Origin of the sequence: Cohaesibacter intestini (genome assembly GCF_003324485.1) — a bacterium.
Classification (GTDB): domain Bacteria; phylum Pseudomonadota; class Alphaproteobacteria; order Rhizobiales; family Cohaesibacteraceae; genus Cohaesibacter; species Cohaesibacter intestini.
This window is the reverse complement of record NZ_QODK01000003.1, coordinates 278,100-299,193: the sequence shown is the minus strand read 5'-3', so window position 1 is coordinate 299,193 and position 21,094 is coordinate 278,100. Positions and strand designations below refer to the sequence as shown.

Genomic DNA, 21,094 nt, shown 5'->3' with positions numbered 1-21,094 from the left:
GGCTCCCCTTTTTTATGCCCTGATGGATGATCTGATTGAGCCTTAAATTGCGCCACGGCGACCAAAGCTGGTGCGCGGCTGCCCCCCTCCGATAGAAACCGGCCTACGGCCCGTCTGACGCAGGCTTCTTTTGCCATAGTCGTGGGGAGATGGCGCCGACGGAATGGCTTTTTCAAACCGGGAGTCTGGATCGCTCGTCTCCTCAACCTGCGGCTCATAGCGTGCCTTCAGAGCATCAAGATCCCGTTGAATATTCATCGGCCTCTGGACCGGATCGCCTTCTTCGATGCCGCAGAAATAGAGCATCAGAGGGACACCGATGACCGGCACCTGAAAGATCAACCACCACCAGCCGGTGCGCCCCGTATTGCGCAAGCGATTGACGCAGGAACAGAAATTCATATAGATCGCGACGATCGCCAGTACACTTGCAGCAACAACGCCAAACAGCGTTGAGAAAGCATCAGCGATGCCATCGCCCATTCGCAATGCGGCAAGCAGAAAATAGAAGGCCGCTGCCAACAGGGCAAAAATCACCCAAATCACCGATTGATATGTCCACCAGGACTTGCGGGAAATCTCGCCATAAAAGGGATTGAACAATGCAAACATGGGTCGTTTCTCGGTGGGAGTGGCCTGATCCAGCCAACAACCTAGAGGAGAATCGTTAAATCCGGTTCAAACGAATTGCTTAACGTTTCCTTACCTGTGGTTTTGACTTGGCCGCGGCTTTTGAGAAAGCGATTCAATCTGAATGCACGATAGGGTGGCCCTTCAGACTTTGAATCAATCTCTCAAGGCTTTGCTTTAAGAGTCCGGAATCATGAGTCATTTGAATCACTTGCCCTGCGCTTCTGAAGCGATATACCGCCTTGTTAAAGTTCTTGTTAACCATGCTTCTGAAACACGCCCACCGAAGTGAACACACCTGAAATCAGGTTAAGACTCCGCCCCTCGCACGATGCAAGGAGCGCGTGTAGCCTCTCTTCACCGCGAAACCAGATCATCCAAACACACCCCAGTCCCAATCGCGCGACAGCCGCTCAGCGGCCCACGTTCCCATTTTGGAATTGCCCTGTTCGTTGAGACCCGGGGACCAGATGGCAATCGCGCCCTTACGTGGCGCGATGATCAACAAGCCGCCACCGACACCGGATTTCGACGGCAGGCCGACGCGATAAGCAAACTCCCCTGACCCGTCATATTGGCCACAGGTCATCATCACCGCATTCAATGAGCGGACCTTGGACGGGGCAATCAGCCGGGGCGCATCGGCCAACCCCGCCAAAAACCGTCCGGCCCGCGCCAACTGGATGGTGGTCATCTGGATGGCGCATTGGTGGTAATAGACACCCAAAGTGAAGTCCGGCTCATTGAGCAGATTGTCATAGGAACGCAGATAGTGGGCGAGTGCCAGATTGCGATAGCCGGTGGCTTTTTCGGACGCGGCAACTTTCTTGTTGATGTGAATATCATCATCCTCGGCAGCATTGCGCACGAACTGGATGATCTCGGACAAGGTCTCTTTTGGGGCATGGCCGGACAGCAATGCATCGGTGGTGACGATGGCGCCAGCATTGATGAAGGGATTGCGCGGCTTGCCCTTCTCCTGTTCCAGACGAATGATGGAATCGAACGGATTGCCGGATGGCTCGCGCCCCACCCGTTTCCACAGACTGTCGCCAATCCGCCCCAAAGCAATCGACAAGGTGAAGACCTTGGAAATGGACTGTATCGAGAAGCCGGTGTCGCAATCGCCAGACGACAGGACATGACCGTCTTCCAGCGCCACCGAAATGGCAAATTGTTCGCGCTTGATGTGGGCAAGCTCTGGGATATAGTCGGCAACCATGCCCCAATAATCTGGATGGGCGGCGCCTCGCTCATGCGCTTCACCGACGAGCGCCTGCAAGTAGCTTTCGCTGATCCTGTTGCCCATATCAGTGGCTTCCCCCCTTGATCTTGCCTTTGCCATTTCGACGGCTCAAAACCCATCTGGCGCTTTCCGCTCAGACCTGATCTGTGTTAGGCCTGCGAAAGACCAATGGCAAGAGCTGGCGAGCACTTTATGGTGCAGACAGCTTTGCCCACATGATGCGCGCAGGAGGTATCGATTTGCTGTTCGCCCTGACACTCATTTTCCTTTGCCAATTGCTTGGCGAAAGCATCGTCACCCTGCTTGACCTGCCGGTGCCCGGCCCGGTGGTGGGGATGGCTCTTTTGTTTGTTGGCCTTTCCATCAAAGGCGGGATACCAGCCGACATCGCCATGGTTGGAGACAATCTGTTGAAGCATCTCTCCTTGCTGTTCATTCCGGCGGGTGTCGGGGTGATGCTGCATGCGGAGCTGTTGCGGACGGAGCTGCTGCCCATCTCCGCTGCGTTGCTGGTCAGCACCCTGCTCGCCATTGCGGCAACAGGGCTGATGATGCGCTGGCTGATGAAGGATGGCAAATCGGACGCGCAGGAGACAAGTCAATGAGCGACCTTTCCTCCCTTTGGGTCTATCTTAGTGCCAGCCCGTTGTTTCATCTCACTCTCACGCTGGTTGCCTATCAGTTGGGGCTGACGCTCTACCAGAAAGCCGGCATGACGCCCTTGCTCAATCCGGTGCTGCTGGCGATCCTGATTGTGGTGGCGGTGTTGGCCCTGTCTGGCACACCCTATGAGCGGTATTTCGATGGGGCGAAGTTTGTCCATTTTTTGCTTGGCCCGGCAACGGTGGCGTTGGCCATCCCGCTCTATCGACAATTTGACAAAGTGCGACGCTCCGGTCTCGCGCTGATGGTCAGCCTGCTGAGCGGCTCCTTTGTGGCGGCCAGCAGCGCGGTTCTGATTGCTTGGGCCTTGGGGGGATCGGAGCAGTCCTTTCTTTCGCTGGCACCCAAATCTGTCACCGCGCCGGTGGCGATGGGCATCACCAAGGAGCTGGGTGGCTTGCCCTCGCTGACTGCGGTTCTGGTGATTACCACCGGGATTATCGGGGCGATCCTCGGGCCTTATGTGCTGAATTTCGTGGGGGTAAAGAGCTGGGCGGCCCGCGGCGTGGCCATGGGCACGGCCAGCCATGGCATCGGCACGGCGCGTGCTCTGCAGGTCAATGAGGAAGCCGGAGCCTTCTCTGGCCTTGCCATGGGGCTGAATGCATTGGCGACAGCCATTTTGCTGCCACTCATATGGTTTTGGTTGTTTTAAAAGCTACGAATTACTCATCGAACAATGTTTTCGTTAACAGTCCAAAGTTCGACTGTTCCATCATTTATGTAGGCTCTGACTTTCGACACAGTCCAGCTTCTATCAAGAACAGAAATTGGAATTCCCGCTCTAGGAACAAAACATCCTACATCAAGAAGGTATTTGATTGCTCTGGTATCTTCTTTAACCGAAGCTGTAATTATTTGATCAAGCAGTTCTTCCGTCAGACACGCGACGTATCCGCCCTTGAGGGTCTCTGCTTGAGCGGTTGAGGTGACGGTAATGAAACACATAATTAAGAAGTTTCGTAGCACAGGTTTTCTCCATAGATTACACACTTGCAATCTATGGTTTGATTTAATACCAAAATCAACCTATATCTAGGCAATCTCGCCCGCTTCCAGCGCTTCGTTGATATCCCGGCCAAGAGCCTCGAAAACAGAGCGGACAATCCCGTCAGCATCCAGATTGCTGTCGGCATACATGGCGTCCGGTTTGCCGTGGTCGGTATATTTATCGGCCATCGTCAGCGAGCGGATCTTGAGATCGGTGTCGAGCGCACCTTCATTGGCCAGCAAATGCAGCACCTGTGAGCCGAAGCCGCCAGCGACACCTTCCTCAACGGTGATCAGCATTTCATGCTCGCCCGCCAATTTGAGGATCATGTCTTTGTCAAGTGGCTTGGCAAAGCGGGCGTCGGCGACCGTGGTGCTGAGCCCAAAGCCATCAAGGCGTTCCGCCGCCTTCAGGCTTTCGGCAAGGCGGGTGCCGAAGGAGAGAATGGCAACCTTGCCCCCTTCCTTGACGATCCGGCCCTTGCCAATGGCGAGCGGCACGCCTTCCTCTGGCATATCAACGCCCACGCCTTCACCACGGGGATAGCGGAAGGCAATCGGGCCATCATCATGGGCGGCGGCAGTCGCGACCATATGCACCAATTCGGCCTCGTCTGCAGCGGCCATCACCACCATATTGGGCAGCGAAGCGAGGAACCCGACATCAAAGGAGCCTGCATGGGTTGGCCCGTCAGCGCCGACAAAGCCTGCCCGGTCAATCGGAAAGCGAACGGGCAAATTCTGGATTGCCACGTCATGAACGACCTGATCATAGGCACGCTGCAGGAAGGTGGAATAGATGGCACAGAAAGGCTTGTAGCCTTCACAGGCCATACCTGCGGCAAAGGTCACGGCATGCTGCTCGGCGATGCCCACATCAAAGGTCCGGTCCGGGAAGTCTTTTTCGAAAATGTCAACGCCGGTGCCGCTTGGCATGGCGGCGGTGATGGCGACAATCTTGTCATCCTTGTGGGCTTCCTTGGTCAGGCTGGAGCCAAAGACCTTGGTGTAGCTTGGCGCATTGCTTGGGGCTTTGACTTGCGCACCAGTGACTACATCGAATTTCGAGACGCCGTGATATTTGTCGCTGGCATTTTCTGCAGGCTCATAGCCCTTGCCTTTTTGGGTGACGACATGAACCAGCAATGGTCCCTTTTCGCTGTCGCGGACATTTTTGAGGATTGGCAGAAGATGGTCGAGATTGTGGCCGTCAATCGGGCCGACATAATAGAAACCAAGCTCTTCAAACAGGGTACCACCGGTGAAGAAGGCGCGGCCGAATTCGTCCATTCTCTGCGCTTTTTCCTTGAAGAATCGCGGCAGCGAATAGGCCATCTGCTTGGCGGCATCACGCAAGGACAGGAAGGTCTTGCCCGAAATCAACCGAGCCAGATAGGCACTCATCGCGCCAGTTGGCGGGGCGATGGACATGTCATTGTCATTGAGAATGACGATCAGGCGGCTGTCGAGTGCGCCTGCATTGTTCATGGCTTCGTACGCCATGCCGGCACTCATGGCACCATCGCCGATCACGGCAATCACATTGCGCTCGGTGCCTTCCAGATCGGAGGCGACCTGCATGCCCAGACCAGCGGAAATCGAGGTTGAACTGTGGCCTGCACCGAAGGGGTCAAACTCGCTCTCGGCCCGCTTGGTAAAACCGGACAGACCCTTTGGTTGGCGCAGGGTGCGCATGCGGTCCCTGCGTCCGGTCAGGATCTTGTGAGGATAGGCCTGATGACCAACATCCCAGATCACGCGATCATGGGGTGTGTTGAACACATGATGCAAAGCGACGGTCAGTTCCACCACACCAAGTCCTGCCCCCAGATGACCACCAGTGACGGAGACCGCATCGATCATCTCGGTCCGGACGTCATCAGCCAGCTGCTTCAATCCAGCCATATCAAGGGATCGCACATCATCAATCGTTGAGATGGCATCAAGTGTTGGTGTTTTGGACACTGGTTTCACCTGTCTCTGTTTTTCGCTGTCCCTGACACAAGTCGGCCTAGGCCGTCAGAGACCGTCTCTTACATGTCCATTGCCTGGCTTCGGATCAAGCGCTGCTGGTTCGCAATCTGTCTTCCCTGATACGAAATAGCCCCAAAGCGGGTCCAATTTATGATCTTACAAGCCTTTTTTCAGGCGCGTCAGAAAGCAATGTCTCTAATCGGACAGGTCTATACTGATTATGCCGTCAGGGCAAGATGATGGCCTCTCGCCAAATGGTCGCGAACCCACTCGACTATATCTTGAGTCGCCACTTACCAATTTGTGCGGTAATATAGTATATATTCCTAATATTGGATTGGAAGGAACCAGATGATGAAACCAGTATTCCTTACCCTGATTGCAACTTTTTTAACATTTACCTCACCACAAACAGCTGATGCCAGAGACTATTTTGGCGCCATCGCTGTGGCCCCGAATGGTGCCTATGGCATTTCGTGGGACTATTCGACACGCGGGGCTGCGACCAACCGCGCTATGAATGAATGCCGTAACCGCGCACGCGGATGTCGATCCGCCCTGTGGTTCCGCAATGCCTGCGGAGCACTGGCAATGAATGACTATAATGATTGGGCAACCGCATGGGGTTCCAATCGCGGTGTCGCTCAGAATATCGCCCTGAGAAACTGCAACAACCGCTTTGGTGGCTGCTATATTAAACGCTGGGCCTGTACCTCGCGATAATTGTTTGCCATCGCCTCGATAGTGTGTCGCCCGCCTTGACAAGTGTGCGCAAGGCGGGCATTGTAAAAAGAACATTTAGTGAACATTGCTCTATCCAGTCAACAGGATTTTCCATGACAACCACAGCATTCGAAGACGACATCCCCTCGATCATGTCGCACACATCGATTGGGGTCAGCGACTATACGAAGTCCCGAGCTTTTTATGAGGCGGTTTTGGCGACCATCGGAGCCAAGATCATAATGGAAGTCGATGAGGACGGCATGAAAGCGGCTGCCTTTGGTAAGTATTTTCCTGAATTCTGGGTTCAGATTCCCCATGACCGTCAAGCGCCCAGCGTTGGCAATGGCACCCATTTCGGTTTTCTTGCCCCCAGCAATGCGGCCGTGCATGCCTTCTGGGACAAGGCCATCGAACTGGGAGCCAGCCCCGATGGAGAACCCGGCCCGCGGCCGCATTATGGAGAGGCCTATTATGGCTGCTTCGTTCGAGATCCGGATGGGCACAAGATTGAGGCCATGGCGTGGAATGCTTCCCCTAACGAAGGGCATGATTGACGATACCGCACTCGATGAGGATACAGGCAAGGATGTAGGATAGAGGCGGTGATGGCTTGACACCCAGCCACACTTGCCTGAAGCAGAGGCAGACGCTAAGCTCTGCCTCTCTTCGGCCTTGGCCACAACCCAAGGCGTCCTGCCCGCCTCCCTCTTCCATTGCCCTTCTTCTTCCATTGCATTGGTATCCTGCAAGCATGTTTGACCATTTCCCTTTTGTCTCGGTGTTTCTGGCATTGGCGGCCCTGACGCTGACACCGGGACTTGATACGGTGTTGGTGTTGCGCAATGCAGCCCGTGGCGGCGTGCAAGCGGGCGTCTTGACCACTTTGGGCATCTGTTCGGGCCTGTTTGTGCATGGGACAATTTCAGCACTTGGCCTATCGCTGATCCTGTTGCAATCGGCGAGCCTGTTTGGATGGATGAAGTTTGCCGGGGCCCTGTTCCTGATCTATCTGGGGGCACAGTCGCTTTTGGCCGCATGGCGCGGGGAAACGCTGGTGGTCGAAACCTCTGGCACCTCGAAATTGACAGGTCTGCGTGCCTTTCGCGACGGTTTCTTCACCAACCTGCTCAATCCCAAGCTGATTGTTTTCTATATGCTGTTTCTGCCGCAATTTATTGATCCGTCCTCTTCAGCTCTGCCACAAGCTCTGCTTGTTGCGGCCATCCATTTCTTGCTGGGCATGATCTGGCTGTCAGGTCTTGCAGCTGCAGTCCACGGGGCGCGGCGTGTCTTTGCTCGACCTTTGATGTCGCGATTGCTCAATGGATGTGCGGGTATTCTGCTGATCGGCTTTGGAGGGCAACTTGCCGTCTTTGAACGGCCTTAATGCGCCGCTATCTGATATGGCGTCAATGGATCAGGATCCGGCCTCGCTGGAATTTGCCAGCATCACCTGATCTGGGAACACACAGAATGGTGCATTGACAGGCATCGGGTGATGTGGTGAGACCGTGCCACATGCCTAGGCTGGCAAAGACAACGAACAGAAGGAACAAACGAGAATGAAATTCGTCCGTTATGGCGCTTGGGCCCTCAGCGCCCTTCTGGCACTGGGCCTGGCCTTTATGATGATCGACTGGTATCAGCAGGAACTGACCGTTCAAAAGACTCAGGCTGGTCAAACCACGGCTGCCGTCGGGGGCGATTTCACTCTGACCGATCACACGGGCAAGCAGGTGACTGCAGCGGACTTTTCCGACAAGCCTATGGCCATCTATTTTGGCTATACCTTCTGCCCCGACGTTTGTCCGACCACCCTCGCGGAAATGACCATGTGGGTGCAGGAGCTGGGAGAAGAGGCTGACAAGCTGAACTATCTTTTCATCACCGTTGACCCAGAGCGGGATGACCAGCAATCGATGGCAGACTATGCTGATGCCTTCTTTGAGCAATTGGTGGGTTTGCGCGGCACCCGTGAACAGACGGATGCTGTGGTCAAGGCCTATCGGGTCTATGCCCGCAAGGTGGAAGACGATCAGGCGGACAGCAATTATGTGATGGATCACACCGCTTCGGTCTTCCTGATGAAGAAAGGCAATGTCTTTTCCGGCACCATTGCTTATGGCGAGAGCCATGACAGTGCGGTCGGCAAACTGAGAAAACTGATCGCCAGCGCCGAGTGATCCTTTCCAAGGCGGGCATGGCCATGCGCATAGCTGGAGCAACTCTTGCCTCTATGCTATCATGTGCTGGCAAACAGGAGCAGGCCATGAATGACTTGAGCGAACAACAGCAGGCCGACGAGGTGAACCGGCTGATCTATTGGTCGGCAGGCATTCTGGCCGTGGTCGCGCTCGTTGGCATGGCTATCTGGTCTCGTGTTGGTATTGCGGTTTTCTACGACCGCATTGCCGGTGCCATCGCCAACTGTTTCTAACGCGACATATCCCTTTCTTGGCAGGTTCAGTAACATCATGAGCAAATTGCGGCTTGATCAGGCATTGGTGTCTCGTGGTCTGGTGCAAACCCGAGCTCGGGCTCGCGACGCCATCAAGCGCGGCTCAGTCAAGGTCAATGGCCTGTCTGCGACCAAGGCCAGCCAGATGGTCGGACTGGATGCGAAACTGACCTATGACGATCCGGCCGCCCGCTATGTGTCACGCGCCGCATTGAAACTGCTCCATGCGCTCGACCATTTTTCCTTTGATCCCATCGATCAGATCTGTGTTGATATTGGCGCTTCGACCGGTGGCTTTTGTCAGGTGCTGCTTGAACGCGGTGCCCGCAGTGTTTACGGGGTCGATGTCGGCCATGGTCAGATGCATAAGAGCTTGCAATCCCATCCGAGACTTCATGTGCTCGAAGGGGTCAATGCCCGCCATCTGGATCAAAGCCATGTGCCAGAGCCCTTCTCGGTGCTTGTCAGCGACGTGTCCTTCATTTCACTGAAGCTGGCTTTGCCCCCCGCCTTGAGCATGGCGTCGACTGGCTGCAAGGCTGCGTTGCTGGTCAAGCCGCAATTCGAGGTTGGCAAGGATGGCATTGGCAAGGGCGGGCTGGTGCGCGACCCTGCGGAAGGATTGCAGGCAGCGCAAGCCATTGCCGCATGGATCGACAGCGAAGAAGAGCAAGCCTGTCGCGGCTGGCGTGTGCTGGATATGGTCCCCTCCCCCATTTTGGGCGGAGACGGCAATGCGGAATTTCTGCTCGGCGCGATCAAGGACCGCTGTTAGGAAAGTCTAGACCAACAGCGCACCGACAAGACCGCCAAACAGCAACCAGCCAATCTGGGTATTGGAGCGGAACAGGTCGAGACATTGGGCAGAATTGTTGATGTCGAGCTTCCAGATCTGCCAGCCCATATGCGCGGCAGCGGCTATCAAGCCCAGATAAGCGGGCCATGCCACACCGGCAGCCACAAACGCCCCAGCCATCAGCAAAACCATGACCGCATAAAAACCGAGTAGCCATTGCTTGGTGTGATCGGCAAACAGCAAGGCGGTCGATTTCACACCGATCATGACATCATCTTCTTTGTCCTGATGGGCATAAATGGTGTCAAAGCCGATGGTCCAGACGATGCCAGCGGCATACATCAGGACGGGCGCAAGAGACAATGAGCCATTGATCGCCGCCCAGCCCATCAAGGCTCCCCATGAGAAAGCCAGCCCCAACACCAGCTGTGGCCAGTGGGTGATGCGTTTCATGAAAGGATAAATCGCCACGACGCCGAGCGACGAGAAGCCGAGCAGGATCGAGAATTCATTGAATTGCAACAGCACGAACAGGCCGATCAGGGCCTGAAGGCCCAACCAGAGCCAAGCCCGCATCCGGGTCGTCTGGTTGGCTGGCAATGGACGGGAGCGGGTGCGCTCGACCTTTTGATCGATCTTGTGGTCGACCAGATCGTTATAGGTGCAACCTGCCCCGCGCATGGCCACGGCGCCAAGCCAGAATGCAAAGGCGTACCAAAGAATCTGCCAGACAGGGGGGAGCTGATCTGCGGGTTTGGTGGCCACGGCCAGTGTCAAAGACCACAGGCAGGGCCAGAGCAGAAGCCACCAACCGATGGGGCGCTCAAGCCGCGAAAGACGCGCATAGGGACGGAAGCCAAGTGGCAGAAATCGATCGACCCAATGGTCAGACACCGCGTCGGCCACACGACCATCGATCGTGCCTTTTTTCTCATTCATCGAGATATGCCCACTCATAGTCCTCTGTCCCGCCTCGTGCCATTTGTGGCCTTTGTTGTTCCTTTGTGGAGAGGTTTCGCCCATCGACAGCCTTGCGTCAACCGCAAGAATGCATCGGTAGACATATTGTGAAAACCATCAACGGACAATTTACCCCTGATTGATGCCACAAGGGGAGCGTTTGGATCGACAGGCAGACAAACTGCACAGATTGCCTCATCATGGACAGCAAATGCACGTCTTGCGGCTTGCTTTTGCCTGTCTTGAGCGTTAGCAGACAGGCAACAGCCTGAACTGCAACAAGCATCGGCTCTGCCTTTCGGAAAGGATTTTTTCATGTCTGATCGCCTCAACATTCTGCTCATCGGATCCGGTGGCCGCGAACATGCCCTCGCCTTCGGCCTGAAGAAATCGCCCAGATTGGGCAAACTCTATGTTGCACCGGGCAATGCTGGGCTTTGGCAAATGGCCGAAAAAGCCGATGTCAGTGAAGCAGATCATGAGGCGGTTATCGCCTTCTGCAAGGACAAGAATATCGACTTTGTTGTTGTCGGCCCTGAAGCCCCCTTGGTGGATGGTCTGGTTGACAGCCTGACTTCTGCGGGCATCGAAGCCTTCGGTCCGTCCAAGGAAGCCGCCCAGCTGGAGGGGTCAAAAGGCTATACGAAAGATCTCTGCGCCGAGTTCAATATCCCGACCGCTGCCTATGCCCGTTTCACCGCAGAAAAGGACGCGCTGGCCTATCTGAAAACCCACCCGGCCCCGATCGTCATCAAGGCCGATGGTCTGGCCGCAGGCAAGGGTGTCACCGTTGCCATGAGCGATGCGGAAGCTGAGGCGGCGATCAAGGATTGCTTTGACGGCGCCTTTGGCGAGGCCGGTGCCGAAGTGGTGATTGAAGCCTTCCTGCAAGGGGAAGAGGCAAGCCTGTTTGCGCTATGTGACGGAGAAAGCGCTCTGTTGCTAGCCTCCGCTCAGGACCACAAGCCGGTTGGCGAAGGCGATACCGGCCCAAATACCGGTGGCATGGGGGCCTATACCCCGGCTCCCGTCATGACAGACACCCTGACGGATGCCGTGATGCAGCGGATCGTCGAGCCCACCATCAAGGGCATGGCCAGCCGTGGCGCTCCTTTCAAGGGCGTGCTGTTTGTCGGACTGATGATCACCGAGCAAGGCCCTGAACTGATCGAGTATAATGTCCGCTTTGGAGACCCGGAATGCCAGACCCTGATGATGCGTTTGGAAAGCGATCTGCTGGAGTTGCTGCTGGCCTCGGCGCGCGGCACGCTCAAAGGCATGACAACCAAATGGTCCGATGATGTGGTGATGAATGTGGTGCTGGCTTCCAAGGGCTATCCCGGATCGTATGAGAAAGGCACCGTGATCGAGGATCTAAGCGCAGCAGAAGCCCTTGACGGCGTGACCATCTTCCATGCAGGCACGGGCGAGAAGGAGGGTCAGTTGGTGGCCACAGGTGGCCGGGTGCTGAATGTCTGTGCCCGTGGCAAGAGCGTGACCGAAGCGCAGGCGCTTGCTTACAAGGCTGTCGATGCGGTGCGATGGGAGAATGGTTTCTGCCGCCGCGATATTGGCTGGCGGGCCGTTGAGCGTGAACAGCAGGGCAGCTGATTGGCCCGACAGTCCGATTGAAAGACAAAGCCCGCCGGGCAGAACCGAGCGGGCTTTTTACGTTTGGCAATTTGTGCGGCAGATCTCAGAGCCGGGTTCGGGAGAGGTCGACCCGGAAGCGCTTGCGGCGATAGAGGATAAATCCGATCACACAGACCAGCGTCACGGCGGCCAGCAGCCCCAAAATCAGGAAGTGCAGCGTACCGTCGCTCTGAACTTTCTGGGCCAATGGCACCACCAATCCGGTGATCGAGCCAGTCACCGACTGAACGACCGCATTGATCATTCCGCCGACATAGAGCGTCATGGCAGCAATCATCCCGCCAATCATTGATACAATGCCTTGCGGCTCATCCATCACCGCTTGCGGCTGGTCCGCTGGATGAGAAGGCGAACTGCCTTGAACAATGTCTTCGCCACGATCAAAAAAGGCCATTTTGACCGCATGCTGGGTTTTGCGCCCCAGAGCAGTTAAATCCATCGAGATAGCCTGCCCGGCGGCAACGTCGAAGACTTCCTTTGCCAACTTGTTTGACACTTCGACGAGACCTTCATGAACGCGCACATCTGCCCATCCGCTGCCAAGCGATACGGTGAACTGGGTGCCCTTCACGGCGGCGACCATGTATGGAGTTTCGACCGAGAAATGCTTCGTGCTCTGCTTATCGACCGACAAATGGATTGTGCCACTCGTTTGCAGGATCCTGGTGTGGCTGGGATCTGTTTCTTGCAACAAAGGCAAAGCCAGAACCGTGTTCGACCCAACCTGTATGCGCTGCTTGCCATGGACCAGTTGCAGGCGGGTTCTGTCAGAAGTGATCAGGGTTTGACCGGGAAACAACACCCGGTTGCGCATCAGTCGCATTTTTTCCCGGTTGGGTACCTCGATCCAAGCGTCCCCGCTGACCTTGCTGATCCGCCATGCGGTGTCAGACGCCTTGATGTCATCTTTGGCCCAGACTGGCTGTGTCAGGCAAAAAACAGCGCTTATCAATGCAGCGAGGAATGGAAATCTGGTCATGGTCGCGCCCCCTGTCGCCCACAGTGCTTTGCGCTGGCATCGCATATCAAGTCGGAACCCTGTTTCCGACCCGTTCCTGAACCTTTGGGCAACTTTTGCTTTACGTGCCCGCAAAGCTAGCAATCGAGGGTAAACCGGTGGTGAAAGTTAACCGCTTTATTTGGCTAATCCTGAATATTATTGTTTTGTGGTTCATCAAAGGTAAACAAGATGCGAAGGGGGATTGGGCCACACGGGCTCTTTGTATGCGTGTTTTCCACCTTCAACACCGCATCCATGCATATCGGCCATTTCCAACCGATCAACTGCCTGATACACAGCAAAGACTTGACTGCGCAGACAATCGCAGCTTCTTTGCCCAAGAGGACCAATGCACCACCCCTCTTTGAGCAAAACGACCTCCAAAAGGACCTTGGACCATTGACAGACCCCGTAGAAATCATCATTGACGACCTCGGCGCAAAAGGTGATGGCGTTGCCTATCACGATGGCAAGAGCCTTTATGTTCCCTTTGCGCTGGAAGGCGAGCGGGTGTTGGTTACACCGATGGGGGAGCGGGGTGACCTAGAAGAGGTGATCGAGCCTTCTGTTGACCGGATTGAGCCGATTTGCCCTCTGTTTGGCACCTGTGGTGGATGCACCATGCAGCATATGGCCAAAGAGCCCTATGACAACTGGAAGCGCGACATTGTCCGCGAGGCCCTGTCTGCTCGTGGCTTTGATGATGTCGACATTCGTCCGACCATCACCACCGAGGCAGGTGGGCGTCGGCGTGCGGTACTGACCGCCCGGCTGATTGGAAGGCGGTTGCTGTTTGGCTATCATGAGACGCGTTCGAACCGGATTGTTGACATCGAGCATTGCCCGCTGTTGGCTGCTCCCCTGAATGCAATATTGCCAAAACTGGCTGGTTATTTGCCCCTCTTCATGACCAAGAAGGGCGAGGCGCGCATTACCCTTCTGGCCACCCGCTCCGGGGTGGATGTCTGTCTGGAAGATGTCAAAAACATGACCGGCGGCCCGGATTATCTCAAAGCAGTGGAAATGGCGGAAACACTCGACATTGCTCGGCTGTCTGCCAATGGCGATGTCTTGTTGGAGCGTCGTTCTCCCTTGCTCAAGATGGGCACCGCTGAAGTTTCCCCACCACCTGCTGCCTTTGTTCAGGCGGATCGCAAAGCAGAACTGGCGATGGTTGAACTGGCTATCAGGGCGATCGGTGACGCAAAAAAGGTGATTGATCTTTTTTGCGGCTCAGGCACCTTCGCGCTGCGGTTGGCGCGCAAGGCAAAGATCTGGGCCTTGGAAGGCGATGAAGCAGCACTCAAGGCGCTTGAACGTGGCTGGCGCTTCGGGCAAGGCCTGAAGGATATCCAGATCGAGCGGCGCGACTTGTTCCGACGACCGGTTCTGGCGATGGAAATGAAGAAGTTCGATGCGGTCTTGTTCGACCCGCCACGGGCTGGGGCCAAAGCGCAGGCCGAGGAAATTGCCAAGTCGAAGGTTCCCGTCGTTGTGGCCGTCTCGTGCAATCCCGGCACATTGGCGCGGGATTTGCGCCTTCTGGTCGATGGCGGCTATCGACTTGATCATGTCACGCCGGTCGATCAGTTTCTTTTCTCGCATCACGTTGAATGTGTTGCAGTTCTACGCCGTTAGCAGCATATAGGACAATCTGGGGTGAGCCCGTCGCAACAGCTGAAATTGCGGCGGATGCCTTGATTGCGCCATTCTTCTTCTTATTTAACGAGTTACCCGCAAGCACAGGCCTTAGGCTTTAGGAACGGACCGCTTTTATGCTCTATATGCGTCGAATCAAACGCTGGCTAATCATCACGATTGCGATCGTGCTGTTTCTGCTCGGCTTGGCGTCGGTCTGGACCCCCTTTCCCATTGGCGCGGTGTTGATGACCTTCGCGACGGTTTTGTTGATCACCAACAGCCGCAAGGGGCGCCAGATTGTCCGCAACATTCGCAGACGCTTTGTCTTTGTCGATGCGCGGATGGCATGGTTCGAGGCACGCAGCAAGATCAAGATGGTGCGCGTTCTCAAGACAACTCGCCCGCTGGAACGACGGCTCGGGCCCAATTGATCCCTCGCCTGTATGGTGCCCCCTTCTGAAATGCCCGTTGGACCTGACCTGAGCGTCATCGAACTGTCTTCAAACTGTTACAGATGCCGCCTAATGGAAAGATCTGTGCAGCTTATTGCAGACGGATGACCTGACGCGGTCTGGTGGTTCGTGTCACTAACAAAGGAAGCGTTTCGTGATTGCCAATCTCAAGCACTGGGTCATCATGAGCTTCGCAATTCTTTGCCTGATTGGTGGTTTGGCCACGGTCTGGTTGCCAATTCCAACCGGAGTGCCGCTCTTGGCACTGGGCAGCTTTCTGGTGATTGCCAACAGTCGGATCGGGCGCAGTTATGCCCGAAGGTTGCGCAAGCATATCGGCTGGCTGGATTGCAGCGCGTTGTGGCTGGAAGAGCGGGCCGGGCGCACCTTTGGCCGTGTTCTGAAGACCACCCGCCCTCTGGTGACCCGCCACAGACAAAAAGCCCACCAGAAAGCCATCCGGAGTATACCGGCTGACGCAGCCCATACCATCAAGCATGACACCGAAGACGGGCCAGCCTAGACAGGACCAAAGTCCCCGGATCCTGCCGTTTTCGTCCCTGGCGGTCTGGCTTTGACGCTTTGTGAACCAGCTTTTTCTCCCATCAAGACCGACCATTGGCGTGTTGTGACAAATGCCGGAAAAGGGTAGCCTTCATGACCTATCCTCAGGCCGTGTTTTCAGCGAGGTCCCAGATGCTCAAACCAATTGTCAAGGTGATAGAAGTCCCGCTACGTCCTGCTCAAGCCTATGATGTCTTTGTCGATATCAACAGCTGGTGGCCGTTGCAGACACGGTCGATCTCATTCCATACAACCAACCTGCCAGCCAAACGGATCGATATTGACCCAAAGCCCGGCGGCGCGATTGTCGAGATCGGGGCGGATGACACACGCCATGTCTGGGGTGTCTTTGCAGACTGCGATGCCCCTGCCTCTCTCGAAATCGACTTTCATATGGGCCACCCCAAGGAACATGCCACCCATCTGGTAATTGCCTTCATCGATCTGGGCGATGAAGCGACGATGGTCAAGCTGGTTCACACGGGGTGGGAAAGCTATGGCGCGCTGTCGCATGTCATGCGCGAAGGGTACGAGAATGGGTGGGATGATATCTTCGTCAATGCCTATGCTTCGGCCTGCCTAATAGGTGGGAATTCTGTGCACAGGCCCCGGTCAAACACGTACTAACCTTACCCATAGACGCAATGAATGCAAATCATCGTGGGGCATTTCAGCGCGACAGCAATAGTCGGATACAAAAAAGTAGATAATTTCGTATTGCAGATCTTGAAACCAAGCCATGCATGACCAAATATGGTCTACAGGCGTGTGGCGTAGGAATTAGGTGGAACTAGCTAACACTGCATGCCAGGGTCTGGAACCTGTTTGCCGGTAATTCCGGCAAGACGTGCCGAGAAGCACTGACTAGGTTCTAGTGTGCTAAAGCAATCATCCTCGCGCCAACGAGCATGATTGCTGCAGACCAGACTGACATGGTGACCGTGACATGCTTGCATATCGGTGATCGCCATTCATCATATTGATCGCGCTAGAGCAATATGAGGCCCGCCTTGGAGTAGACGCCCAAGGCGGGTTTTCTATATCCCGCCTCACTTTTCCAATCGTTGAGATATCTCAAGTCACGGCCTGTAAATTCGGCCGCCCCACGGGCTTAGAATAAAAAAAGGGCTCGATATAGCGAAATACCGAGCCCTTCATGCAGAATCTGGTGTCTGTAAAGCGCGGGATTGTGCCGATCCCGCTATCAAGAGGGACTATTACAGACCCAGAACACCTTCTGCGGAGAAATAGTCGTAGCCAAGGTCTTTCGCCACGGCTTCATAGGTCACCTTGCCCTCATGGACATTGAGGCCGTTGCGCAAATGAACATCATCCTTGAGTGCCTGCTGCCATCCCTTGTCAGCCAGAGCGAGGGTGAAAGGCAGCGTTGCATTGTTGAGCGCGAAGGCAGATGTGCGGGCCACGCAGCCCGGCATGTTGGCAACGCAATAGTGCACCACGCCATCAACCACATAGGTCGGGTCGGAGTGCGTGGTTGCCTTGGAGGTCTCAAAGCAGCCGCCCTGATCGATCGCCACATCGACAATGACAGAGCCCTTGCGCATGGTTTTGATCATCTCACGGGTAACAAGCTTTGGTGCAGCCGCACCCGGAATCAGAACCGTTCCGATGACCATGTCGGCTTTTTCCACCAGACGGGCAATGTTGCCCTTGTTGGAATAGACGGTTTTAACGGCCGTACCGAAGCGATCCACAGCGGCGCGCAGAGCGTCGGTGTTGCGATCGACCATGGTGACTGCGGCCCCCATGCCCAGTGCGATGCGGGCTGCATTGGTGCCAGAGACGCCAGCACCGATAATGACGACTTCGGCGGGATCAACGCCGGGGACACCACCGAGCAAGATGCCCATACCACCGCCGTTATTCTCCAGCGCCTGCGCACCAACCTGAGGGGCAAGACGCCCAGCCACTTCGGACATAGGGAACAGCAAAGGCAGCGCACCGGTGCGCGAGGTCACGGTTTCATAGGCAATGCAGGTGGCACCAGAGGCAACCAGATCCTTGGTCTGCTCCGGATCCGGAGCCAGATGCAAATAGGTGAAGAGAACCTGACCTTCGCGCAACTTGGCGCGTTCCACAGCCTGTGGCTCCTTCACTTTGACAACCATATCGGCCTTGGCAAAAATCTCGTCCGGGTTAGCGACGATGGTTGCGCCTGCCGCGATGTAATCCTCGTCGGAGCAGCCAATGCCAAGACCGGCATTGGTTTCCATCATTACCTGATGGCCATGCATGACAAGTTCTTCAACGGAGGATGGCACAAGGCCAACACGGTCTTCGTGATCCTTGATCTCTTTGGGGCATCCGATCAGCATATGTGATACTTTCTCTGTTTGGGCGTTGCGACCGTCGCGCCTTGTTTTTCTGGTTTCAGCCCCGATATGAATGGCATCACAGGGAGAACCGACGACGCTTCCGGAAATTAAACGATCTTTCGATGATGGCGGAATTTTTGCGCAATGTGTCGCGAAACTGCCTTGCTATACGCCCCCTGTTTCGAATAAAATTTCAAGAATTTCAAAATTCGGTGAATTTCATGAACTTGAAAGATCTTGATAAACGCGACCGTTCCATCCTCAATTTGCTTCAAGATAATGGGCGGCTGAGCAATGCCGAACTGGCCGAAGCGGTGAATCTGTCTCCGTCTGCCTGCTTGCGCCGAGTGCGACAACTGGAGGAAAGCGGGCTGATTGCCGGATATGCAATGCAGCTAAACATGAAAGCCTGCGGCATGACCGGCACGGCCTTTGTGTTTGTCACACTGGATGGTCAGGGACGGGAAACGCTGGACCGGTTTGAGCGCGCCATCAAACAGATCAGTGTCATTCAGGACTGCTACCTGCTGGCGGGGCAATATGACTATCTGCTGCGGATCATCTATCGCGATTCTGCCGATCTGGAGCGCATCCACCACGATATCCTGACCAATCTGCCCGGTGTGGTGCGCGTCAACTCAACACTCACCTTGCGCGCCGTCAAGCATACCGGCAAGTTGGAGGTCTAGCGTCCAAGCTGCCCTTATTTGATTTTGGGAAAGCGGATCTCGACCGTCAGACCACCTCCCACCGTGTCACGCAGGAGAAGTTCTGCATCGTGCGCATCAGCCACTTGCTGGGCAATGGCAAGGCCAAGGCCGAAGCCGGATTTCTCATCCAGAGTGCGTGCTTCATCGCCGCGCGCGAAAGGCTCGGTCAGCAGCCCCTTCTCCTTGTCGCCGATGCCCGGACCATGGTCGATAATGCAAAGACTGGCACTGTCGTCTTCATCGGTGAGGGAGAGAGCACATTGGCCGGCATATTTGATGGCATTGTCTATAAGATTGTCGATCATCCGTGCCAGATCACCGGATTGCGCCTTCAGCCGAACAGGCTCACACAAAGCCAGACTGACTTCATATCCTGCATCGCTCCATTGATCGACGAGGCTTTCCACAAGGCTCGACAGCTCCAGAATCTTGGCATCATCTCGGCTTTGGCCACCCTTGAAGAAGGTCAAAAGGCGGGACAATTGATCATCCATTTGATGAATATCGCGCAGGAAAGCGTCGCGCATGTCATCGGGCTTGACCAGATCCGCGCGCAAGCGCAGGCGGGTCACCGGGGTGCGCAAATCATGCCCGACCGCAGCCAGCATCCGGGTGCGATCCTCCAGCAGCTGATGAATGCGATCCTGCATCCGGTTCATCGCTTTGGCCGCACCGCGCAGCTCAGACGGCCCGCTCACTTCAGCCCGATGCGGCGTCGCCCCTTCCAGAGCGATGTGGTCTGCAACTTGTGAAATCTGGCGGATCGGTCGAACCAGAAAGAAGAAGGCCCAAAGCATCAGCAGAATCATGCAAATGCCAACGGCCCCCAGAATGGTGATGATCGGATAGCGGATTGGCGGGCGATGCTCGATCCGCGTCGATATGCTGAAGATCCGCCCATCCGGCAACTTGAAATACAGGGTAACCTTGAGATGCTGCTTGTCGATCGTTTCAATCCGGGGGGCAAAGGGGATGTGGCTAGTTTGCATCATCGGTCCCCCGACAGGTCTTTCGGAATTCGGGCTTCTGGCCGCCACCGACGGCTCGGTTCCGCGCGATGCCGGGGGATGCTTCGGGCCCATTCTCGTCCCCCATGCGAGCCCTTCTGGCAGGGTGAAGCCGGTCTCTTCCCATCGGTAGATGATGCTTTTGTGGTCGTCAGACAATTCCTGCAACAAAGCCACCTGGTCCTCGGGTGGCTGTCGCCGCAGCATGTCCGCCATGACCAGTTGCCGCTCGACGAAAATAATCACCGGCGGCGGCGTGCGCTCTTCGAAGACGAGTTGCAACAGTATGATCGTACCGGCTACCAGCAAACCGGTGGCCAGCAACAGCAGCAACATCAATTGTCCGGCAATTGAGTTGAGAAAGAAACGCCAACGGTGAAGGGACAGGCTCATTGCGGGATCTCGCTGACCGTGGCAATGAACTCATAGCCGCCCGAGCGCACCGTATGGATCAGCTTTTCGGCTTTTTCCCCGCGTTCGAGTTTGCGTCGCAAGCGCGAAATAAGAATATCGATCGAGCGTTCAGCGCTAACCACCTTGCGGCCCTGCGTCAGCTCGATCAACTGTTCCCGGCTCAGAGTGATGCCGGGGCGTTCGCAAAAAACCCGCAGCAAATCAAACTCCGCCGGAGTGAGATAGGTCTGTACGCCGTCATTGTCATACAGTTCGCGTTTGCGCACATCGAGTTGCCAACAGCCAGCGAAATAGAGGATGGTTGCCTTCAGCCAGCTTTCTTTCTGGGCCATGCGGCTGCGCCGCAGCAAGGCCTTGATCCGGGCTTCCAGTTCGCGGGGATTGAACGGTTTGGAAAGATAGTCATCCGCCCCCATTTCCAGTCCCACCACCCGGTCAATGTCATCGCCCTTGGCCGAGAGAATGAGGATTGGCATCGTCGAGATCGCCCTCAACCGGGCACAGATGCTCAAGCCATCCTCGCCGGGCAGCATGATATCGAGCAGCACCAGATCGATCCTGCTGGAGGCCAATATGGCGTCGGCCTGGCGCCCGTCCGTGGCTTGAGAGACATGCCAGCCATTGCGTACCAGTAACCCGGCCAACAATTTCTGGATCTCGGAATCATCTTCGATGATCAGGATGTGAACACTCTTCTGCATGGCGCAAATGTCTGTCAGCACTGGCGGAAAAGCAAAGAAGATCCTCTGCTTCACGCACATTTTTCGACTTTTTTGTTTCTCGATATTTCTGGGAAGCCCTTCAAACGCAATGAGAAACACCCCGAAATGCTAAGGTAAATGGCTGTTAACGAATGGGGCGCAGGGTCAGTTTT

The 21,094-nt window shown here is 55.6% G+C and carries 22 protein-coding genes; 14 read left to right on the top strand and 8 right to left on the bottom strand.

Annotated features, from left to right (window positions below; genetic code table 11):
• Positions 1 to 42: 42 nt before the first annotated feature.
• A complete protein-coding gene (locus tag DSD30_RS12110) occupies positions 43 to 612 on the bottom strand; it encodes a DUF805 domain-containing protein (protein WP_114009947.1) in 570 nt (189 codons plus the stop codon).
• A 391-nt stretch (positions 613 to 1,003) separates the two neighbouring features.
• Positions 1,004 to 1,939, bottom strand: a complete 936-nt coding sequence (locus tag DSD30_RS12105) for a glutaminase (protein WP_114009946.1) — start codon at positions 1,937 to 1,939, stop codon at positions 1,004 to 1,006.
• A gap of 83 nt (positions 1,940 to 2,022) precedes the next feature.
• Here DSD30_RS12105 and DSD30_RS12100 point away from each other — a divergent pair, with 83 nt between their 5' ends.
• Positions 2,023 to 2,481 (top strand): CidA/LrgA family protein, encoded by a 459-nt coding sequence (locus DSD30_RS12100; RefSeq protein ID WP_245418460.1) that lies wholly within the window; start codon positions 2,023 to 2,025, stop codon positions 2,479 to 2,481.
• A complete protein-coding gene (locus DSD30_RS12095) occupies positions 2,478 to 3,194 on the top strand; it encodes an LrgB family protein (protein ID WP_114009945.1) in 717 nt (238 codons plus the stop codon). Before DSD30_RS12100 ends, DSD30_RS12095 begins: the two co-directional genes overlap by 4 nt.
• Before the next feature lie 380 nt (positions 3,195 to 3,574).
• Here the strand turns inward: DSD30_RS12095 and dxs are convergent, their stop codons facing one another.
• The gene (dxs, locus tag DSD30_RS12090; RefSeq protein ID WP_114010418.1) at positions 3,575 to 5,494 is read right to left on the bottom strand and encodes a 1-deoxy-D-xylulose-5-phosphate synthase; all 1,920 of its coding nucleotides are present in this window, start codon (positions 5,492 to 5,494) and stop codon (positions 3,575 to 3,577) included.
• Positions 5,495 to 5,854: 360 nt separating this feature from the next.
• On the opposite strand from dxs, the gene DSD30_RS12085 reads away from it, so the two are divergent.
• The 6 genes from DSD30_RS12085 (at position 5,855) to DSD30_RS12060 (ending at position 9,462) form a co-directional block, all read left to right on the top strand.
• On the top strand, positions 5,855 to 6,226 hold the full coding sequence (locus DSD30_RS12085; protein WP_114009944.1) for a DUF4189 domain-containing protein: 372 nt from the start codon (positions 5,855 to 5,857) through the stop codon (positions 6,224 to 6,226).
• A gap of 113 nt (positions 6,227 to 6,339) precedes the next feature.
• Positions 6,340 to 6,783 carry a VOC family protein gene (locus DSD30_RS12080; RefSeq protein WP_114009943.1) on the top strand — a complete coding sequence of 148 codons (444 nt, stop codon included), beginning with the start codon at positions 6,340 to 6,342 and terminating at the stop codon, positions 6,781 to 6,783.
• Between the two features lie 197 nt (positions 6,784 to 6,980).
• Entirely contained in the window at positions 6,981 to 7,616 is a 636-nt protein-coding gene (locus tag DSD30_RS12075; protein ID WP_114009942.1) for a LysE family translocator, read from the top strand.
• A gap of 175 nt (positions 7,617 to 7,791) precedes the next feature.
• On the top strand, positions 7,792 to 8,412 hold the full coding sequence (locus tag DSD30_RS12070; RefSeq protein ID WP_114009941.1) for an SCO family protein: 621 nt from the start codon (positions 7,792 to 7,794) through the stop codon (positions 8,410 to 8,412).
• A gap of 86 nt (positions 8,413 to 8,498) precedes the next feature.
• A complete protein-coding gene (locus DSD30_RS12065) occupies positions 8,499 to 8,666 on the top strand; it encodes a hypothetical protein (protein WP_157967680.1) in 168 nt (55 codons plus the stop codon).
• Between the two features lie 37 nt (positions 8,667 to 8,703).
• Complete coding sequence (locus tag DSD30_RS12060) at positions 8,704 to 9,462, top strand: TlyA family RNA methyltransferase (RefSeq protein WP_114009939.1); 759 nt, start codon at positions 8,704 to 8,706, stop codon at positions 9,460 to 9,462.
• A gap of 6 nt (positions 9,463 to 9,468) precedes the next feature.
• Here the strand turns inward: DSD30_RS12060 and ubiA are convergent, their stop codons facing one another.
• A complete protein-coding gene (ubiA, locus tag DSD30_RS12055; protein ID WP_245418459.1) occupies positions 9,469 to 10,440 on the bottom strand; it encodes a 4-hydroxybenzoate octaprenyltransferase in 972 nt (323 codons plus the stop codon).
• 318 nt (positions 10,441 to 10,758) lie between these two features.
• Between ubiA and purD the strand changes: the two genes are divergently transcribed.
• On the top strand, positions 10,759 to 12,054 hold the full coding sequence (purD, locus tag DSD30_RS12050) for a phosphoribosylamine--glycine ligase (protein ID WP_114009938.1): 1,296 nt from the start codon (positions 10,759 to 10,761) through the stop codon (positions 12,052 to 12,054).
• Between the two features lie 85 nt (positions 12,055 to 12,139).
• Here the strand turns inward: purD and DSD30_RS12045 are convergent, their stop codons facing one another.
• Positions 12,140 to 13,075 (bottom strand): FecR domain-containing protein, encoded by a 936-nt coding sequence (locus DSD30_RS12045; protein WP_157967679.1) that lies wholly within the window; start codon positions 13,073 to 13,075, stop codon positions 12,140 to 12,142.
• Positions 13,076 to 13,495: 420 nt separating this feature from the next.
• On the opposite strand from DSD30_RS12045, the gene DSD30_RS12040 reads away from it, so the two are divergent.
• From DSD30_RS12040 to DSD30_RS12025, 4 genes are all read left to right on the top strand, one after another.
• Positions 13,496 to 14,734, top strand: coding sequence for a class I SAM-dependent RNA methyltransferase (locus DSD30_RS12040; RefSeq protein WP_114010416.1), 1,239 nt, complete (start codon positions 13,496 to 13,498; stop codon positions 14,732 to 14,734).
• 137 nt (positions 14,735 to 14,871) lie between these two features.
• A complete protein-coding gene (locus tag DSD30_RS12035; RefSeq protein WP_114009936.1) occupies positions 14,872 to 15,168 on the top strand; it encodes a hypothetical protein in 297 nt (98 codons plus the stop codon).
• Positions 15,169 to 15,343: 175 nt separating this feature from the next.
• Positions 15,344 to 15,712: a hypothetical protein gene (locus DSD30_RS21740; RefSeq protein WP_198662932.1), complete on the top strand. Its 369-nt coding sequence runs from the start codon at positions 15,344 to 15,346 to the stop codon at positions 15,710 to 15,712.
• Positions 15,713 to 15,885: 173 nt separating this feature from the next.
• Positions 15,886 to 16,380 (top strand): SRPBCC domain-containing protein, encoded by a 495-nt coding sequence (locus DSD30_RS12025; protein WP_157967678.1) that lies wholly within the window; start codon positions 15,886 to 15,888, stop codon positions 16,378 to 16,380.
• A 590-nt stretch (positions 16,381 to 16,970) separates the two neighbouring features.
• On the opposite strand, the gene ald is transcribed toward DSD30_RS12025, so the two are convergent.
• Positions 16,971 to 18,089 carry an alanine dehydrogenase gene (gene ald / locus DSD30_RS12020; protein WP_114009934.1) on the bottom strand — a complete coding sequence of 373 codons (1,119 nt, stop codon included), beginning with the start codon at positions 18,087 to 18,089 and terminating at the stop codon, positions 16,971 to 16,973.
• A gap of 221 nt (positions 18,090 to 18,310) precedes the next feature.
• On the opposite strand from ald, the gene DSD30_RS12015 reads away from it, so the two are divergent.
• Entirely contained in the window at positions 18,311 to 18,778 is a 468-nt protein-coding gene (locus DSD30_RS12015) for an Lrp/AsnC family transcriptional regulator (RefSeq protein ID WP_114009933.1), read from the top strand.
• 14 nt (positions 18,779 to 18,792) lie between these two features.
• On the opposite strand, the gene DSD30_RS12010 is transcribed toward DSD30_RS12015, so the two are convergent.
• Positions 18,793 to 20,199 carry an ATP-binding protein gene (locus DSD30_RS12010; protein ID WP_114009932.1) on the bottom strand — a complete coding sequence of 469 codons (1,407 nt, stop codon included), beginning with the start codon at positions 20,197 to 20,199 and terminating at the stop codon, positions 18,793 to 18,795.
• Entirely contained in the window at positions 20,196 to 20,921 is a 726-nt protein-coding gene (locus DSD30_RS12005; RefSeq protein WP_114010415.1) for a response regulator, read from the bottom strand. Before DSD30_RS12005 ends, DSD30_RS12010 begins: the two co-directional genes overlap by 4 nt.
• Positions 20,922 to 21,094: the final 173 nt, after the last annotated feature.

Bases quoted from the DNA above. Each gene is read 5' to 3' on its own strand.
- ald (WP_114009934.1), bottom strand. From the start codon at position 18,089: ATGCTGATCGGATGCCCCAAAGAGATCAAGGATCACGAAGACCGTGTT.
- DSD30_RS12045 (WP_157967679.1), bottom strand. From the start codon at position 13,075: ATGACCAGATTTCCATTCCTCGCTGCATTGATAAGCGCTGTTTTTTGC.
- DSD30_RS12010 (WP_114009932.1), bottom strand. From the start codon at position 20,199: ATGAGCCTGTCCCTTCACCGTTGGCGTTTCTTTCTCAACTCAATTGCC.
- purD (WP_114009938.1), top strand. From the start codon at position 10,759: ATGTCTGATCGCCTCAACATTCTGCTCATCGGATCCGGTGGCCGCGAA.
- DSD30_RS12080 (WP_114009943.1), top strand. From the start codon at position 6,340: ATGACAACCACAGCATTCGAAGACGACATCCCCTCGATCATGTCGCAC.
- DSD30_RS12005 (WP_114010415.1), bottom strand. From the start codon at position 20,921: ATGCAGAAGAGTGTTCACATCCTGATCATCGAAGATGATTCCGAGATC.
- DSD30_RS12025 (WP_157967678.1), top strand. From the start codon at position 15,886: ATGCTCAAACCAATTGTCAAGGTGATAGAAGTCCCGCTACGTCCTGCT.
- DSD30_RS12015 (WP_114009933.1), top strand. From the start codon at position 18,311: ATGAACTTGAAAGATCTTGATAAACGCGACCGTTCCATCCTCAATTTG.
- DSD30_RS12060 (WP_114009939.1), top strand. From the start codon at position 8,704: ATGAGCAAATTGCGGCTTGATCAGGCATTGGTGTCTCGTGGTCTGGTG.
- DSD30_RS12095 (WP_114009945.1), top strand. From the start codon at position 2,478: ATGAGCGACCTTTCCTCCCTTTGGGTCTATCTTAGTGCCAGCCCGTTG.
- ubiA (WP_245418459.1), bottom strand. From the start codon at position 10,440: ATGAGTGGGCATATCTCGATGAATGAGAAAAAAGGCACGATCGATGGT.
- DSD30_RS12105 (WP_114009946.1), bottom strand. From the start codon at position 1,939: ATGGGCAACAGGATCAGCGAAAGCTACTTGCAGGCGCTCGTCGGTGAA.
- DSD30_RS12035 (WP_114009936.1), top strand. From the start codon at position 14,872: ATGCTCTATATGCGTCGAATCAAACGCTGGCTAATCATCACGATTGCG.
- DSD30_RS12085 (WP_114009944.1), top strand. From the start codon at position 5,855: ATGATGAAACCAGTATTCCTTACCCTGATTGCAACTTTTTTAACATTT.
- DSD30_RS12065 (WP_157967680.1), top strand. From the start codon at position 8,499: ATGAATGACTTGAGCGAACAACAGCAGGCCGACGAGGTGAACCGGCTG.
- DSD30_RS12075 (WP_114009942.1), top strand. From the start codon at position 6,981: ATGTTTGACCATTTCCCTTTTGTCTCGGTGTTTCTGGCATTGGCGGCC.
- DSD30_RS12110 (WP_114009947.1), bottom strand. From the start codon at position 612: ATGTTTGCATTGTTCAATCCCTTTTATGGCGAGATTTCCCGCAAGTCC.
- DSD30_RS12070 (WP_114009941.1), top strand. From the start codon at position 7,792: ATGAAATTCGTCCGTTATGGCGCTTGGGCCCTCAGCGCCCTTCTGGCA.